Consider the following 16494-nt stretch of genomic DNA (forward strand, 5'->3'; position numbering starts at 1 on the left):
TGGTCGCTAATTTTTGGTGTGAGCTTTTTTCTAATTGTTGTGATTGGCTTAATACAGATCACGGCGGGGGTTTCGCATTGGTTAGTTGAAAACAAAGATGCTCAAATTAAGCATTTAACAGTGCAAGGGCATCCTAAGTACACTGATGAAACGGCAATAATAAAAGCAATAAAAAGAGCCGATTTAAGTAGTTTTTTTGAACTTGATGTAAAACATGTGCAACAACTGGTGCAAGATTTACCTTGGGTTGCGACAGTATCAGTACGTAAACAATGGCCAGATACTTTGCAAGTATATGTTGTTGAGCATGATGCTGTGGCACATTGGAATAGTGATTTATTACTAAATCAAAAAGGTGAAGCTTTTCAGGCTAGTAGCGATAAACTAAATGTAGATTTACCGCAGTTATTCGGGCCAGAAGGCAGTGAACAAGAAGCATGGTTAGCTTTTAAACAGTTTGATGAAATGCTTAAAGTAAATGCGTTAACATTAAATAGTTTAGCGTTGTCTGAGCGCTTTTCATGGCAACTGTGGTTAGATAATGGTGTACGTTTAAATTTAGGGCGTAAAGATAAAGCTAAGCGAGTTCAGCGCTTTATAGATGTTTACCCGAGAATGGAACATCCTGAAAATGCACAGATAGATACAATCGATTTACGGTATGATACCGGCCTTGCAGTAAGCTTTAAGCCAATGCAAGAAGAACAATTACAAAATAAGAGTAAGGCATGACTAAGTCAGCAGAAAGAAACCTCGTGATTGGATTAGATGTTGGTACCTCGAAAGTGGTTGCCACGGTAGGTGAAATCACCGCAGATAACAAACTCAGTATTGTTGGTGTGGGCAGCCAAGTGTCTCGTGGTATGGATAAAGGCGGCGTTAACGATTTAAACTTGGTATCTGAGTCTATTCGCCGAGCTATAGACGAAGCTGAGTTAATGGCTGATTGTCGTATTAGTTCTGTGTACCTTGGTATCTCTGGTAAACATATTCAGTGTCAAAACGAGAGTGGTGTAGTTGCTATTAACAACACTGAAGTGACCGATGAAGATATTGAAAATGTCATTCATATTGCACGCTCTGTGCCTATTTCGGCAGAGCGTAAAATGCTGCATGCATTGCCGCAAGAATACAGTATCGACATGCAAGAGGGCATTAAAAACCCACTTGGTATGAGTGGTGTTCGTATGGAAGCGCGAGCACATATCATTACTTGCTCAAACGACATGGCAAAAAACATTGAAAAATGTGTAGAACGTTGTGGTCTTGAAGTCGATCAACTTATCTTTACCGCACTAGCATCATGTTATTCTGTATTAACAGATGACGAAAAAGAGCTAGGTGTTGCAGTACTTGATATTGGTGGCGGTACTATGGATATCACCATTTATATTAATGGTGCACTTCGCCATTCTGCCGTTATTCCTGTTGCTGGTAATCAGGTTACAGGTGATATTGCAAAAATATTTCGTACACCTATATCACATGCAGAGTCACTCAAAGTACAATACGCATGTGCTAGCAGCCAAATGGCAAGTAGCGAAGACACAATTGAAGTACCAAGTGTTGGCGGACGACCAGCAAGATTGATGTCACGCCATACATTGTCAGAGGTAGTAGAACCTCGTTTTAGAGAATTATTTGAGCTTGCGATGGATGAGATTCGTCGTTCTGGTTTGGAAGATCAAATTGCTGCAGGCCTCGTTGTTACAGGTGGCACTGCTAAAATGACTGGTGCAATGGAAGTGGCAGAAGACATTTTCCAAATGCCAGTTAGAATAGGAAAACCAATAGGGATAGTTGGTTTGACAGACTATGTAGATGATCCCTCGTACGCAACTGCTGTTGGTTTGTTACAATACGGACGTACAATGCAATCGATGAATGCACAAAAGTCGAAAGCAGAAGGGAACAATAATTTATGGAACCGTGTTACAAAATGGTTTCAAGGCGAGTTTTAATGCTCAAGTCGGAGAGTAAATATGTTTGATATAATGGAACAACACAGCGAAGAAGCTGTCATAAAAGTGATAGGCGTGGGCGGCGGCGGCGGTAACGCTGTTGAGCACATGGTAAAACAACAGATTGAAGGTGTACGCTTTATTGCTGCTAATACGGATGCACAGGCATTACGTAACTCTGCTGCCGATATTACAGTTCAATTAGGCACGCAAATAACCTCAGGGTTAGGTGCGGGCGCAAATCCTGAAGTAGGCCGTAAATCGGCTGAAGAAGACGCCGATACAATTCGTGCCAGCCTTGAAGGCGCCGACATGGTATTCATAGCTGCAGGTATGGGCGGTGGTACAGGTACAGGTGCAGCACCGGTTGTTGCTAAAATTGCTAAAGAGCTCGGTATTTTAACAGTTGCAGTTGTAACACGTCCTTTTGATTTTGAAGGTAAAAAACGTGCAGCAGCCGCCGATCAAGGCATTAATGAATTGTCAGAAATTGTAGATTCGCTTATTACAATTCCGAACAATAAATTACTTAAGGTTTTAGGAAAAGGGACTACTCTTCTAGATGCCTTCGCTAAAGCTAATGACGTATTATTTGGTGCGGTACAGGGTATAGCAGAGCTAATTACACGTTCTGGTTTAATTAACGTGGATTTCGCCGATGTACGTACAGTAATGTCTGCAATGGGTACTGCAATGATGGGAACGGCGTCTGCGTCAGGTCCTGATCGTGCACAGGAGGCTGCAGAAGCGGCTATCTCAAGCCCACTACTAGAAGACGTTGATTTAACAGGTGCTAAAGGCATCTTGGTTAATATTACCGCCGGTATGGACATTGCGATTGAAGAATTTGAAATTGTTGGCAATCACGTTAAAGCACTTGCGTCAGAAAACGCAACGGTTGTTGTTGGTGCGGTAATCGACCCAGAAATGACTGATGAGCTACGTGTAACGGTTGTTGCAACAGGTTTAGGCGGTGATCGTCGTCCACAGTTTGGTATTGTTGATAATGGCTTTAAAAAGGCATCAGGATCTGATGTTGCAAGCACATCAAACCAAGCAAGTAGTATGTACGTACCAAGCTTTGCAAGCCAAGACACAAACACTGAAGAAAATGCTGCTAAAGCACAAACGCAAAGCAAAGAAAAAGCGCCTTCAACGAGTTCAAGTAGTTCGAGCTCTTCAGCGCAAAGCGGTAAAAAAGCGGATAAATCAGAAGGCGGTGATTATTTTGATATTCCAGCTTTTTTACGTAAGCAGGCAGATTAACATTTAATAATACTTTTGTTTGAAATATGTACAAATATTGAAAGGCAAAAGGATTTATGTTAAACTCCGCCGTCTAACTGTAACTGATTTAAAAGTGAGCGAACCTATGATTAAACAGCGTACGATTGCAGAAATAGTCAAAGCCATAGGAATTGGACTTCATAAAGGTGAGAAGGTCACAATAACTCTCCGACCTGCGAGCGCAAATACTGGGATTGTATTTCGTCGTGTCGACCTTGATCCGGTTGTTGATTTTGAAACAACACCTGAAGCCGTTGGTGATACGCAATTGTGTACTTGTTTAATTAACAAAGATGGCGTTCGCTTATCGACTACTGAGCACCTTATTGCAGCCGTTGCTGCAATGGGCATTGATAATCTAATTGTAGAATTAGACAGCTCAGAAGTGCCGATTATGGATGGTAGTGCATTACCATTCATATATCTGTTACAAAAAGGCGGAATTGAAGAGCAAAATGTTGCTAAACGCTTTATTCGTATTAAAGAAAAAGTACGTATTGAAGAAGGCGATAAATGGGCTGAAGTTGAACCTTATGATGGTTTTCATATCGACTTTGAGATTGCATTTAACCACCCAGCTATCAACGAAAGTCGCCAACGTATAGGGTTAGATATAACAACGCAAAGCTTTATTGAAGAAATTAGCCGTGCGCGTACTTTTGGATTTATGAAAGATATTGAATACATGCATGCAAACAACCTAGCACTAGGTGGTAGTATGGATAGTGCTGTGGTACTTGATGAATTCAAAGTTTTAAATCCTAATGGTTTACGTTATAGCGACGAGTTTGTTAAGCATAAGATATTAGACTGTGTTGGTGACATGTTTATGACAGGTCATAACCTTTTAGGTAAAGTAACCGCATTTAAATCGGGTCATGATTTAAATAATAAATTACTTCGTAAAATTATGGCTACAGAGTCAGCATGGGAATGGGCAACATTTGAAACGCCCGTGACGATGCCTGCACCCGGTCTTGAGTTAGCTCCAGCCTAAAAGCAATAAAAGTACAGTTCGCAAACAGTTATAAAAAATGACGCTAATTAGCGTCATTTTTTTGCGTAAAATTTACTTTATTGCAATTCTAAAATAGCTTGTAACTGATTTAAATGAGTTACGGTATAGGTTGGTTTTATTCCGTCGGGTAATTGCTCACCAGGGTGTTGTAACCAGCAAGTATCAATACCTGCATTGTTGCCGCCAAGTATGTCACTTGCTGCGGTGTCACCGACCATAAGTATCTCGCTTTTATTTGGGTTACCCATTAGCTCAAATGTGTGTTCAAAAATCGCTTTATTCGGTTTTGCTATGCCAACAAGCTCAGATATAACCAACCATTCAAACATATCTTTTAAACCAGTGTGTTCTAAACGTACTGTTTGTAGGCGGGCAAATCCGTTAGTAATAATACCTAATCGAGCATTTGGCTTAAGCTTATTTAAAAGTTCTATAGCGCCAGGTAATGGCTCGCAAATTTGCGCCATAGCATCTAAAAAAGCATCGTTCAGCTCTTTTGCTGGCACATTTAGCTTTGCAGCCCATTCATTAAAGCGAGTTACTTGTAAGTAATCAGCAGTTATAGAACCGTTTTGATAATCAACCCACAGCTGCTTATTGGTTTTTTGATAATGAATATAATCGTCTTGGCTAAAATCTACGTTGTAAGCTTTAAACATGCGAGTCATGCCCGCTAAAATATCAAACCTAAATAAGGTTTCGTCTGCGTCAAACAATACATAGCTGTATTTCATTAAACTTCCTAAATTAATTTGTTTGGCTGTATAGCTCAGAGTGTAAAAATGGCGCCATAGCTAAAGTGAGTGCTTGTGTATATGTACTTTCACGCGTGGCATGATTGTTTGTAAGTAGTCCAATAGCGCCCCCTTTTTGCTTAATATTGGTGGTATTGAATGCCTTGTCCATTACATCGCCAAGCTCTTCACCTTTAAGTAATGCATTATAAAGTACTTGAGGCAAGGGTAGGTTACTGCTGCGCCCTACAACTTGATTTAAGGCATTATCAATAATTACATAGGCAAAGGTTGCTGGGCCATAGCTAAACTGCTCTGCACCGCCTTCCATTGCCACGTAATAGTGAGCTTGGTGATGTTCTTTGCAGTAATCAACGCGGTTTTGCGCGCCAATGCGTGTTTCGTCTTCGCCAATAGGTTGATCGGGCACATTGGATGGTGCATCAACACCTTGGCAATCAATTTCATGATCAGGGAAATACATTGCAAAAATATATTTAGCCGCGTTAATTTTTACAGGGTTTTTAGAACCCACAATAATTTTTAATGAGTACAACACAATGTCCCTTATTGTTACTAAAAATCAACAGTGTACGTGAGAGAGCTCAACCTTAGAAGAGGAGTTAAATAGGTATATCCAGAGGTGCTAAGTTTTCCAGTGCACGCTTTTTCAAAATAATATCTTTAATTAGTGGAGTAAGCACCAGCTCCATTGCTAAGCCCATTTTGCCACCAGGTACTACAAGCGTATTTATACGAGACATAAAACTGCCTTCGATCATGCGTAAATAATAAGGAAAATCAACATCATCAATACCTCTAAAGCGAATAACTACAAAGCTTTCATCAAGCGATGGAATATCTTTAGCGCTAAATGGATTTGAAGTATCAACGGTCGGCACTCGTTGGAAATTTATATGAGTTCGAGAAAACTGTGGCGTGATGTGATTAATGTAATCATCCATACTACGGACAATTGAGTCCATAACAGCCTCACGTGAATGACCTCTCTCAGAGGTATCGCGTATCAGTTTTTGAATCCACTCAAGGTTAATAATAGGCACCATGCCTATTAATAAATCAACATGCTTAGCAACGTCTACATCTTGATCGACTACACCACCGTGTAAACCTTCATAAAATAAAATATCAGTATTATGCTCAAGCTCTTGCCAAGGAGTAAAGGTGCCCGGTAACTGATTGTACGGAACTGCTTCATCAAATGTATGTAAATAGCGGCGTAATTTACCTTGCCCAGTTTCACCATAATGATTAAATAAAGTTTCGAGGGCACCAAAATCATTGGCTTCTCGGCCAAAGTAACTTATGTGCTTACCTTCTTGCTGTGCTTCGCGTACTTTTTTATCCATTTCAGGGCGAGTGTAACGATGAAAGCTATCCCCTTCGATAAAAGCCGCTTCAATATTAAGGCTACGAAAAATATGTTTAATTGCATTGGTTGTGGTGGTTGTGCCTGCACCAGACGAACCCGTAATCGCAATAATAGGATTTTTAGCTGACATGTTAATTCTCTTTTTTAGGAGCCGATTTTATAACCAGACTAAACTTAACATTATTTTAAGTCGTTTGGGTATCTTAAGAGTTGACTGACTTAGCTCAAGTGACGCCATCAGCAAATAACGTTATCATGAGGTGCTTAAAATTAAAACGAGAGAAAGCATGAAACTTATTAAACCATTACTTGGATTATTTTCTATAGCAGCGCTTAGCCCAATTGTGGTGCAGGCTAGCATGCCAAAAAGCCAAGTATTACTTGCTGATTTAAATACGCCTTATGGCTTACAAGTTAGTATTGTGAGTGATAAAAACAGTTATAACAACCAGCCACATTTAACAAATACAGGTTTATACTTTACTCATGAAGTAATTACTGATGAGCAAAGCCAAACCGATATTGCTTATTATGACTTAACATCAAAACAAATCAGCAATATAACTAATTCTCCAGTAAGCGAATATTCACCAACGGTTATGCCAAGTGGTGATGCGATATCAGCGATTGTTGTAGAAGCTGACGGTAAGCAAAAATTGTGGCAATACCTACTCAAAAATGAAGATGCGCCAAGTCGTATTTTTGATTGGATTGAACCTGTTGGGTACCATGCATGGGGTGTTCAAAATGATTTAGTGATGTTCATTTTAGGAAAGCCTCATACTCTTCAATATACTTCAGTTGCACAAGCGAAGGGGGAAATAGCAGCCAGTAATATTGGGCGAACGCTTATTTATAACAACTCAATGGCTGCATTTTTATTTAGTTACACTAAAAACGAGCAACACATTTTAGCGAGTTTCAATCCACAAGATAAACAAGTTGAAGACCTATTAAGGTTACCGGCTCAAGTTCAAGATTTTATTTTAAAAGATAATACGACCATTGCTTATGCTATTAAAAACCGCGTTTATCAGCGTAAACTTGATGGAAGTGATGAAGTATCGCAATGGCTTAATTTAAGCACCTACTGCGAAAAAAATATCACAAGAATGAGTTACAACAATGAAAAACTCGCTTTTGTATGTGATATAACAAAGTAAAATAGACAAATAAATTCAGATTTTATTGTGTGTATGCGTTAATCTAATACGCAAATTAACTAATAGGGATTACACGTGGCTTATAGTGCAGACGAGCTGACAGAACAGCTTATTAAATTACAGTGCAGAAGTAATTTTAAGATTAAAAATATTGCAGAGTACATGTTAGTAAACTCTAAAGAAGCATTTTATACCCACAGCGAAAGCGGCAAGGGTAAAATAGTAATTCGGCCCGCATTTGAAGTATTTAGCGATGACTTTAATGATATTGATGGCGTAACACGTGCGCAAGGGTATTTTCATAGCAGTGAGATGACACGCTTTCCTACGCGCATTTTTAAAAGCGCTCAACCTATTCATTATGGTGTTGCGTTTAAAATAAACTCTGAGCAAGCAGCCAAAGATTTTATAGCTAAACTTACGATGATTATTGGTAATTAATAAAGCAAAAATATAAACGTAAACATAAACGTAAAAAGCCGCTGAATTTATATTCAGCGGCTTTTGTATTTTTATAGCTCAATAAACCTAATAATTACTTACTTTTTAAGAAGCTATTAACCGATTCAAGTTCACGTGTTTTAAGCGCGATACAATCGTTTGTGCTTTCTTCAAGCTTACTTAATGTGCGCGCGTAGCCTGCTACATCAGCTACTTTTTCGTTAAAGAAGGTTTTTGTTGTCGCTAAGCTTTCTGCATCACAGCTTGCAGTTGTAAAGTACGGCAAGTTAGGAATAAAGAAAGGCGGTAAGCTTGCTGTTACTTTATCGTAGTTACTGTAAACCCAATCAATAAATAACGCTTGGCGCTCATCTGTATAACTTTGACCTGACAAAATAGTACGCATGTCAGATGCCGTTACTTCATCCGTTAAGCTATAAGCTAATACTGCTTTTTGTAACTCAGGTTTACCAAAAAAGCCCATAGCTGCAAGCATGTTTGTGCGTACTTGCGGATCTTTAGTCGTTTTGAACGTTGTCATGAATTGATCAAGCAGCGCTTTGTCACCATGAAAAGCAGCAAGAGTTAAGTACGTACCCGCTAAGTATGGGTCTACTTTTTGTGGATCATTTAAATAAACTTGCGTTTGTTCTTTGGCTTTATTGATGACGTTTTGATCTTCACCATCAAAACCTAAGCGTGATACAACGGCTGCACGAAGTTGTGCAATAGCACCATCTTCACCCGCTTTTGCTTCTAAACCATATTTTTTAGCAGCAGGCGTTACTGCACCGCGAATAAATTCAGGCCATAAGTCTTTATTGCTATCGTCTTTAAAAGTGCGCTGTTGCGATACTAAGTAACCTAGTGCGGTATTTGCTACGCGAGGGTGGCTATCGCTTACGAACACTTCAAGTGTTTGCATTAACTTAGCTGCAGATATAACACCAGCATCAAGTAGCGCATCAGTAGCCGATAGTAACGCTAAGCGTTCACGGTCACTCAGTACGCTTGGCGCCTTTTTAACAAGTGCGCTAAATTGTGCATCATCCATTACCCAGCGGTAGTAGCCTAGTGCACCTTGGTCAGGATAAATCCACTCTGGTTCAAAGTCTAAATCTAGTGTTTGGCTTTGTTTATTAAGTAATACGTTTGCAGTTTTTACTTTATCGCCAGCACCATATTTAATTGCAACCGGTACATTCCATAGCTGCTCTGGCGCATCAACGCCTGCGTTTACAAAGCGGCTTTGTGAAATAGTTACTTTGCTACCTTGTTGAGTTACTTTAACTAGTGGGAAAGAAGATTGCTCAATAAACGATTTTAAAACACTCGCTACGTCTTTATTTGATGCTTTACCAAGTGCTTCCCATAAGTCGGCCGCTTCTGCATTTTTATATGAAAACTCTTTTAAGTAGCTTTGAATACCTTTTTGAAATGCGTCTTCGCCAATCCAGTTTTCAACCATTGCAAGTACTGAGCTGCCTTTACTGTAAGCAAGACCTAAACCGTCCATAATGTCGGCTTCAGTTTTAATTGGCTTACGAATAGGCTTAGTGCTTAGGCGTGCATCAAGTGCCATTACGTTGTTTTGTGGCAGGTCTAAGTGCGATTCAAACTCAGGGTTAAGCTGCTTAGTAATTTTTGCAGCCATCCAGCTAGCAAACGCTTCGTTTAACCATAAGTCGTTCCACCACTTCATGGTTACTAAGTTACCGTACCATTGGTGAGCAAGTTCGTGAGCTATAATTGATACATTACGCTGTTTTTTACTGCGTGTTGCTGCAGCTAAATCAACTAATAAAATATCTTCTCGGTAGGTTACTAAGCCGGAGTTTTCCATTGCGCCAAATGGAAACTCTGGTACCGCTACTGAGTCTAATTTTTTGTAAACGTAAGGAATACCAAAATACGCTTCAAGTGCGCCCAGTACTTTTGGCATGTTTTCTTTTGCGTATTGGGCTAAGTGAATCTTACCTTGTGGGGTAATTACACGACCAGGAATTGGCATACCTTTTATTTCTAATTCTTCAAACGGGCCAACAGCCATAGCGACTAAGTATGAAGGAATTGGCGGCGTTTTATCAAAGTAGTGTGTGGTCATATCGCCATTAACGATTGCTTTAAGCTCAGGCGTATTTGAATATACTTTTTGTGATGTAGGCGCAGTAATCGTTAACTGAAATGGAATTTTATAGCTAGGTTCGTCAAAAACAGGAAACGCACGACGCGCGTCGCTCATTTCAAACTGAGTAAATAAATAAGGCGTACCTTGGTCTAGCGTTTTGTACAAGCCTACGCTTTGGCGATTATATGGCGCTGAAAAATCAACTTTAAGCGTGTATTTACCTGGTTGAATTTGCTCATCACAACTAAATTTAACTTTGCCTGTTTTAAGCATTTCGTTGTTTAAATCACAGTTTTCGTCGCCAAGCAGTTGCGCCATTTTAACAGCGTAAGCAACGCCATTTAGCTCAATGTATTTTGTTGGTTTTAGTACTTCTAGGGAAATCTCTGTCATCCCTGTGAATGTATCTTGGCTTGGGTCGAGTGTTAGCGATACTTTTTGTGAGCTTGGTTTTGCGAGTTTTTCGATAACAAATTCGTTAGCGTTTGCAGCATTCATTGCCAGCGCAACGCTCACAGTTAAGAGGCTTTTGAGAAACATAATGATCCCTAGATTGTTGTTGTTAGAAATTACCCTAAATAGGCTTTTTTATGCGTATATAATTAGGGATGTGGATATCCTAACAGCTTTTTTAAATAGAGTAATTGATTATAACAGTGACTTTAAGGGGAAATAGTAACAAAGTTTGTCAGTGACTTTCACGTGTTATAAAACGTTGCCAATGCAAGTGTGAGTTAATAACACGTATTTTTTGGATCACGTTATTTAATAAAAGCACGTTGTTAAATTCATTATGTGAATATTCGTTAAATCCCATGAGGTAATTAAAGGCGTCTTTCGAGTTAGCCTGCAGAGCATGTATACGAACTTGTTGCTCAAAGTTGAGGCGTAAGCTGCTTATTGCTGTTTTCATGCCGAGTTGATCAACATTTGGTATATCACACTTTTGTAAATAGCCGGCTCGCTCACCTTCACCTGAAAACCAAATACGCACTTTTTCACTGTACCTGCCAGTTTTTGCGGGCAAGTCGAACATCAATCGGTGTTGATTTTGCGATTTAATAAACGCTATATATTCATTAAGACCATAATTTATAAGCGCTTTGTGTACAGGGACTAAGCGGGGCTTTATTTTTCCGTGAGTATGAAAACTAAAACATAAAATATTTTGTTTAAAGATTAGATCATCAAGTGTTAAGTAACCAATTTCGTCACTGTAAGCACCACTATAATATGAAATTAAGGGCAGCCAAAAGTGCCAATGTTTTGGTTGCTCGCGCATAACTTTAACATCACCGTATATATATCCATTATAAAGTGTATGCAGCTCCATAGCTGAAAAAGGACGACGGCCAAGATGGGTTTTCAACGCAATACCTTGAAAATAAAGACGTGTTATATTTTATACTCAAACCACAGTAAGATGCGAGTGTCGTTGAGATTAAAATCAATTAAACCCAACGAGCAGCGGACTTGTTGGGTTTTAGTAACTTTATAATAAGCTACGCTATCTGTTTATTCGCTTAATGCGCGAGCTAGACCAACAGGTTCAATTTCCACACATACTTGGTCATCATTCCAATTAATACCAACTAGTGCGTTATCTTCGCTTAAATCTTCAACCCAAGCATCTAAAAACTCGTCAAGATTAATTTCTACAGGGCTGTAGTCTTTCCATTCTTCTTTACATTGTGCCTTGGCAGCTTCTTCGCTTTCCCAAAGTAGTAATACGTCAGTTTCGTCAAATTGATTTGAATCACATACTACAAAGCCATTATCTTCTGCACCTAGCGCCCAAATTACTTCGCTAACACGTACTTTTTCTACAAAGTTAACTAGTTGTGATTCAATTTCGATATCGCTCATGTGTTTACCTTTTTAATTAGTGACTAGGATTAGTATCTATAGCTGCTTGGCGTTGGTTATATTACTTATGAAAAGCAATAAATTACGAATGTTGGCAAAAATGAGTCAACAAACGAAAGCAAATCCAATCAAGCGGGCAGTATAAACTGATGTTGAAGCATTCACAGCCTTTAAATTCACCATCAGTTAAATGGGCAGTTAAATAGTTTAATGTTTCAACAATATGTTCGTTTTATGAAATTAAAGCGTAAGTAACCTGAGTTCTGGATAATAAATCTACCCCAAGCAGTTATTTTTTAACGCTAACTGCGTTGAACTTACTTGTAATAGGCCCGCTATTAACGCGTAAACTTGCCTGGTTTTCACTGAAAACCTCTGGCTATGGCCTGTTTATCTTTCGAGGTTAAACATGAGCTGCCCGTAAGGTTCTGTCTAGAGCTATTTACTCTTTATTGCTCGGTTTTTTTACTTAGCCCACTAGGTTATAAAACTCACGCCGCGATTAAATAGCTCTTAGAGAACAATAAATTTAAATACCATTATGGTTCAATATATTAGTAAAAATTTTTGCCTAGTTCTAGCGCAGTTTCCTTATCGTTAAATAGACTCAATATATAATACCAATTCGCTTAATTAAATAATCTATTTTGAAGTAAGAAAATCGTGTCGATAACAAGGAAAAAATTTCGTTATTTGTTCTATGTCAGAAGTTTTTAACGTAGTTAGCGTCAGATTTAATATCTCAGATTGATTAAGTATTATTGCGGGTTGGTATAAGAAAGTTGGTATTAATTGCTCATTAAAAAAGCCGCAAAAGCGGCTTTTAGAAGTTTTACTTACAATACAAAAATTTATTCTGAACGGCTAGTAACTTCAAGTAAATGATAACCAAATTGTGTTTGTACTGGGCCTTGTACTTGGTTAATAGGCGCAGAAAACACCACTTTATCAAATTCTGGTACCATCATGCCCGGTCCAAACTCGCCAAGGGCGCCGCCATCTTGACCTGAAGGACAGTTAGAGTGGTTTTTTGCTAATTCAGCAAAATCTTCACCTTGTTCAATTTTTGTTTTTAAGTCTAAGCATTGTGCTTCGCTATCTACTAATATGTGTCGTGCGCTTGCCACTGTCATAAAATCTCCCGCTTATTTATGTGGTGTTTTTTTAACCTAATGAAATGTCATTCTAGTTAGTTTCAACTAATTGTACCAGTATAAACTTAATTATTAGAAAGTGTATTTTCAATTGCCGTAATCATCTTTTCTGAGTCAGGTGACACTTTGCTGTTAAACCGTAAAATTGTTTTGCGATCTGCAGATACTAGGTATTTATAAAAATTCCAATTAGGGGAACTAGTTTGCTCATTTAGGTGTTTAAAAATAGGATTGGCATCACTGCCTCGTACTTCACTGGTAGCAAACATAGGAAAAGTAACCCCATAATTAATAAAGCAGACTTTAGCTGTCGCTTTTTCATCATTTTCTTCTTGAAAGAAATCGTCAGAAGGAAACCCTAAGACAACTAACCCCTGACTTTTATATTGTTTATAAAGTGCTTCTAAGCCTTTAAATTGAGGTGTGAAACCGCAGTTACTGGCTGTATTAACGATCAATAAAGGCTTATTTTTAAACTGACATAAGTTGATTGACTCTTCAGAACGTAACTTACGTATATTGACGTTAGTAAAATCTTGGCATGTTGTGGCCACGTGCTTATCAATTGATTCTATTTGAGCATGAAGTGGTGTATTTATTAATAAAACCCCTAACCCGAGTAATATTTTTTTAGCATAGCTAACGACCTAAACTTTACGATTGTTTGAGTAGATGATCATACGCTAATATGGAGAAAATTGATCAACCATGCAATCTATTATGACAACCCGTTTAGCAACTATAAATGATCTTAGCGAAATCGTAGCAATTTACAACGAGACTATAGCTGGTCGAATGGTGACTGCTGACACTGAAGAAGTCACCGTTGAAGAAAAGCGTGAGTGGTTTAATAGCCATACACAAAAAAGACCTATTTATGTTTACTGTGAAAATAACAAAATACTCGCATGGCTTAGTTATAAATCATTTTATGGTCGCCCAGCTTACGATGGCACTGTTGAAATGAGCATATATATTACCGCAAAAGCACAAGGTAAAGGGCTTGGCAAAAAGTTGATGGAATTTGCACAAACCCAAGCTAAACAACTCAATATACGCGTATTGCTAGGATTTATTTTTAGCCACAACTTACCAAGTGTAAATCTATTTAAACATTTTGGCTTCGATGTTTGGGGAGAGTTACCCAATGTCGCTATGATGGATAGTAAGCTTTATAGCCTTACTATTTTCGGAAAACATGTAGAATAAAGTTCGTATCTCTTTTAGGTAAAAAATTCTTATGAAATAACGCTAAGAACCTATGCTAACTAAACAATAATAGACTACGCTATTAATATATTAAGTTAATTATTTTTAAAGTGTAGCTTGATGATTCGAAAAATATTAATAGTAGACAGCAGCACTATTATCGCAATGCGAGTAAAAGTACTTTTAGAGTTAATTGGATGTGAGGTTGAATTAATTCATTTTTCTATGCTCGATATGCATATAAATCTTGATGCGTATGATTTAATTATAGTGGCGCATGGAGTACCTGTTATTTCTATTGAACCGTTGATTGCTAAGGTCTCACAATCACGGTTTATGTTGCTTGCTCCAAAAGCTGAAAATGGTGAACAACTAAACGCATTTAGTGAGCTTAATCATGCTGTTGCTAATGCAACTGTAGTTTACCCATTTTTTTCTAATAAGGAGATAACTTCTCTACTTGAGAGTTTATTAGAGCTTGGCTCTAACCATATTCTTCAATTACCTACTATTTTACTGGTTGATCATATACCTGAGCGTCTTGAAAAAATGAAAAACAGCTTAGTAGGCGCTCATATAAACACCCATACCGCGACAAATTTAGATGAAGTATTGGCAATATCCGTTGATACTAAAATTGATATATTAATTAGTGATTTTAGTTTTGGTGATGTAACTGGGTTAGGTATATTTTCTAGCCTAAAATTAAAGCAGCCACATTGTAGGTGTTTACTTTTTACGTCACGCCCTGATCAAGTGTCCATGATTGAGGCTATTCGTGAGGGAGTTGAAGATGTACTTATTAAACCCCTTAACGATAGTATTCTTTTGCAGTCGGTCCATAAGCTATGGCAAACCGAATTATTGAAACGACATAATGCAGAGTTAGTAGAAAGGCTTCAAGACACCGTAGATGCGCTTATTGAAAAGGATAGCTTATTACAAGTTATTTATAAGCATACACCCGATGCAATTATGTTATTTGAGCGCGGTGGTAAAGTTATCGAAGCGAATGATGCTTGCTTAAAGCTATTTGATTTACCGTTTAATGAATTAGAAAGTAAGTCTCTTTTTGATTTTTTAGATGTTGATTCAAGCGCAGGAATTAAAGATAAAATTTTGACTTTAAATAGTAATCGACAGTTTAGTTGCGATTTACGTTTAACAAAAACACTAGGGGGTTATATACCTCTTGTGGGATCTTTTAATGAAATAGATCACCATGGTGAAATTGCGCTGGCAGTTATTTTTAAAAATGTAACGCACTTAAAACAAAAAGAAGAGTTGCTACTTGAAGCAAAAGATATTTTAGAAGAACAAGTTAGAGCGCGTACCTCACAGTTAGAGCACGCTAAAAATGTGGCTGAAGCCGCCAATTTAAGTAAATCAGAATTTTTAGCAAACATGTCTCACGAACTTCGTACACCAATGCATTCAATTTTAAGCTTTTCTCGTTTTGGCTTAAATAAATTAGAGGTTGGTGATTTTGCGGAAGAAAAATTATTTAAGTACTTGTCTCGAATTGAATCCAGTGGAGAACGGTTACTTTCATTACTTAATAATTTACTGGATCTATCCAAGCTTGATGTGGGTAAATTTCCTTTCAATCCTAGAACACATAATTTAGCTAATATCATTAGAACGAGTATTGATGATGTCGCTGGAACTGCAATGGAAAAAGAGATTGAAATCATTTTTTCAGTGCAGTCTAACCCGGTAGTCGCTCTGTGTGATGAGGAACAAATTAATCAATTAATGTGTAATTTATTAGGTAACGCATTAAAGTTTAGTGAGCCAAAAAGTAAAATTAAAGTGGAATTGGCATCTGAGAACGAGTTTGCAGTAATAGCCGTTATCGATAATGGTATTGGTATACCTGAGGATGAACTTGAAGACATTTTCACTAAATTTGTACAAAGCAGTAAAACCAATAGCGGAGCTGGTGGAACAGGGTTAGGCCTTGCATTATGTAGGGAGTTTGTTTCTTTGCATCAAGGTAATATTACAGCCTTAAATAACACTAATGGCGGCGCTACTATTTGTATACAAATACCACTTAAAATAAACCTAGACGAACACTTAGCACTGCAAAGCAGTTAATTTTTAAACAAGTGTTTGAAGTAGCATATTTAGAATTTAA

16 protein-coding genes are annotated in these 16494 nt (G+C 38.0%); 8 read left to right on the plus strand and 8 right to left on the minus strand.

The genetic code is table 11. From position 1 onward, the window contains the following. Positions 1 to 9 precede the first annotated feature (9 nt). The 4 genes from P4S65_RS07315 to lpxC all read left to right on the plus strand — a co-directional run bounded on the left by P4S65_RS07315 (position 10) and on the right by lpxC (position 4245). Positions 10 to 732: a cell division protein FtsQ/DivIB gene (locus tag P4S65_RS07315; RefSeq protein ID WP_442961874.1), complete on the plus strand. Its 723-nt coding sequence runs from the start codon at positions 10 to 12 to the stop codon at positions 730 to 732. Then, positions 729 to 1961: a cell division protein FtsA gene (gene ftsA / locus P4S65_RS07320; RefSeq protein WP_096792498.1), complete on the plus strand. Its 1233-nt coding sequence runs from the start codon at positions 729 to 731 to the stop codon at positions 1959 to 1961. The genes P4S65_RS07315 and ftsA overlap by 4 nt, the downstream gene beginning before the upstream one ends. A gap of 21 nt (positions 1962 to 1982) precedes the next feature. Then, entirely contained in the window at positions 1983 to 3227 is a 1245-nt protein-coding gene (ftsZ, locus tag P4S65_RS07325; RefSeq protein WP_007376971.1) for a cell division protein FtsZ, read from the plus strand. Between the two features lie 106 nt (positions 3228 to 3333). Further along, on the plus strand, positions 3334 to 4245 hold the full coding sequence (gene lpxC / locus P4S65_RS07330; protein WP_007376970.1) for a UDP-3-O-acyl-N-acetylglucosamine deacetylase: 912 nt from the start codon (positions 3334 to 3336) through the stop codon (positions 4243 to 4245). Positions 4246 to 4322: 77 nt separating this feature from the next. Here the strand turns inward: lpxC and yjjG are convergent, their stop codons facing one another. From yjjG to P4S65_RS07345, 3 genes are all read right to left on the minus strand, one after another. Next, positions 4323 to 5000: a pyrimidine 5'-nucleotidase gene (gene yjjG, locus P4S65_RS07335; protein ID WP_337119854.1), complete on the minus strand. Its 678-nt coding sequence runs from the start codon at positions 4998 to 5000 to the stop codon at positions 4323 to 4325. 13 nt (positions 5001 to 5013) lie between these two features. Beyond that, positions 5014 to 5559 carry an inosine/xanthosine triphosphatase gene (gene yjjX, locus P4S65_RS07340; protein ID WP_096792501.1) on the minus strand — a complete coding sequence of 182 codons (546 nt, stop codon included), beginning with the start codon at positions 5557 to 5559 and terminating at the stop codon, positions 5014 to 5016. A 64-nt stretch (positions 5560 to 5623) separates the two neighbouring features. Further along, positions 5624 to 6523, minus strand: coding sequence for a phosphoribulokinase (locus tag P4S65_RS07345; RefSeq protein ID WP_007376967.1), 900 nt, complete (start codon positions 6521 to 6523; stop codon positions 5624 to 5626). Positions 6524 to 6680: 157 nt separating this feature from the next. Between P4S65_RS07345 and P4S65_RS07350 the strand changes: the two genes are divergently transcribed. Further along, positions 6681 to 7556, plus strand: coding sequence for a hypothetical protein (locus P4S65_RS07350; protein WP_337119855.1), 876 nt, complete (start codon positions 6681 to 6683; stop codon positions 7554 to 7556). Positions 7557 to 7631: 75 nt separating this feature from the next. After that, a complete protein-coding gene (locus tag P4S65_RS07355; protein WP_007376965.1) occupies positions 7632 to 7997 on the plus strand; it encodes a hypothetical protein in 366 nt (121 codons plus the stop codon). 94 nt (positions 7998 to 8091) lie between these two features. Here the strand turns inward: P4S65_RS07355 and P4S65_RS07360 are convergent, their stop codons facing one another. The 5 genes from P4S65_RS07360 to P4S65_RS07380 form a co-directional block, all read right to left on the minus strand. Beyond that, a complete protein-coding gene (locus P4S65_RS07360) occupies positions 8092 to 10665 on the minus strand; it encodes a M1 family metallopeptidase (RefSeq protein WP_337119856.1) in 2574 nt (857 codons plus the stop codon). 148 nt (positions 10666 to 10813) lie between these two features. Then, complete coding sequence (locus P4S65_RS07365; RefSeq protein WP_007376963.1) at positions 10814 to 11494, minus strand: hypothetical protein; 681 nt, start codon at positions 11492 to 11494, stop codon at positions 10814 to 10816. A 146-nt stretch (positions 11495 to 11640) separates the two neighbouring features. Next, entirely contained in the window at positions 11641 to 11991 is a 351-nt protein-coding gene (locus tag P4S65_RS07370) for a DUF2750 domain-containing protein (RefSeq protein ID WP_007376962.1), read from the minus strand. Positions 11992 to 12842: 851 nt separating this feature from the next. After that, a complete protein-coding gene (locus P4S65_RS07375) occupies positions 12843 to 13124 on the minus strand; it encodes a peptidylprolyl isomerase (RefSeq protein WP_007376961.1) in 282 nt (93 codons plus the stop codon). An 86-nt stretch (positions 13125 to 13210) separates the two neighbouring features. Beyond that, positions 13211 to 13744, minus strand: a complete 534-nt coding sequence (locus P4S65_RS07380; RefSeq protein ID WP_442961875.1) for a glutathione peroxidase — start codon at positions 13742 to 13744, stop codon at positions 13211 to 13213. Between the two features lie 121 nt (positions 13745 to 13865). Between P4S65_RS07380 and P4S65_RS07385 the strand changes: the two genes are divergently transcribed. Both P4S65_RS07385 and P4S65_RS07390 read left to right on the plus strand, forming a co-directional pair. After that, positions 13866 to 14354, plus strand: coding sequence for a GNAT family N-acetyltransferase (locus tag P4S65_RS07385; protein ID WP_337119857.1), 489 nt, complete (start codon positions 13866 to 13868; stop codon positions 14352 to 14354). Positions 14355 to 14474: 120 nt separating this feature from the next. Further along, positions 14475 to 16454 carry an ATP-binding protein gene (locus P4S65_RS07390; RefSeq protein ID WP_337119858.1) on the plus strand — a complete coding sequence of 660 codons (1980 nt, stop codon included), beginning with the start codon at positions 14475 to 14477 and terminating at the stop codon, positions 16452 to 16454. Positions 16455 to 16494: the final 40 nt, after the last annotated feature.

The sequence above is a fragment of the Pseudoalteromonas sp. B131b genome (genome assembly GCF_037162545.1).
GTDB classification, from domain to species: Bacteria; Pseudomonadota; Gammaproteobacteria; order Enterobacterales; family Alteromonadaceae; genus Pseudoalteromonas; species Pseudoalteromonas fuliginea.

What these genes read in the sequence shown, in the direction of transcription:
- yjjG (WP_337119854.1), bottom strand. Translation starts at nt 5,000, where the DNA reads ATGAAATACAGCTATGTATTGTTTGACGCAGACGAAACCTTATTTAGG.
- lpxC (WP_007376970.1), top strand. Translation starts at nt 3,334, where the DNA reads ATGATTAAACAGCGTACGATTGCAGAAATAGTCAAAGCCATAGGAATT.
- ftsZ (WP_007376971.1), top strand. Translation starts at nt 1,983, where the DNA reads ATGTTTGATATAATGGAACAACACAGCGAAGAAGCTGTCATAAAAGTG.
- P4S65_RS07375 (WP_007376961.1), bottom strand. Translation starts at nt 13,124, where the DNA reads ATGACAGTGGCAAGCGCACGACACATATTAGTAGATAGCGAAGCACAA.
- ftsA (WP_096792498.1), top strand. Translation starts at nt 729, where the DNA reads ATGACTAAGTCAGCAGAAAGAAACCTCGTGATTGGATTAGATGTTGGT.
- P4S65_RS07390 (WP_337119858.1), top strand. Translation starts at nt 14,475, where the DNA reads ATGATTCGAAAAATATTAATAGTAGACAGCAGCACTATTATCGCAATG.
- P4S65_RS07345 (WP_007376967.1), bottom strand. Translation starts at nt 6,523, where the DNA reads ATGTCAGCTAAAAATCCTATTATTGCGATTACGGGTTCGTCTGGTGCA.
- P4S65_RS07385 (WP_337119857.1), top strand. Translation starts at nt 13,866, where the DNA reads ATGACAACCCGTTTAGCAACTATAAATGATCTTAGCGAAATCGTAGCA.
- P4S65_RS07370 (WP_007376962.1), bottom strand. Translation starts at nt 11,991, where the DNA reads ATGAGCGATATCGAAATTGAATCACAACTAGTTAACTTTGTAGAAAAA.
- P4S65_RS07350 (WP_337119855.1), top strand. Translation starts at nt 6,681, where the DNA reads ATGAAACTTATTAAACCATTACTTGGATTATTTTCTATAGCAGCGCTT.
- P4S65_RS07360 (WP_337119856.1), bottom strand. Translation starts at nt 10,665, where the DNA reads ATGTTTCTCAAAAGCCTCTTAACTGTGAGCGTTGCGCTGGCAATGAAT.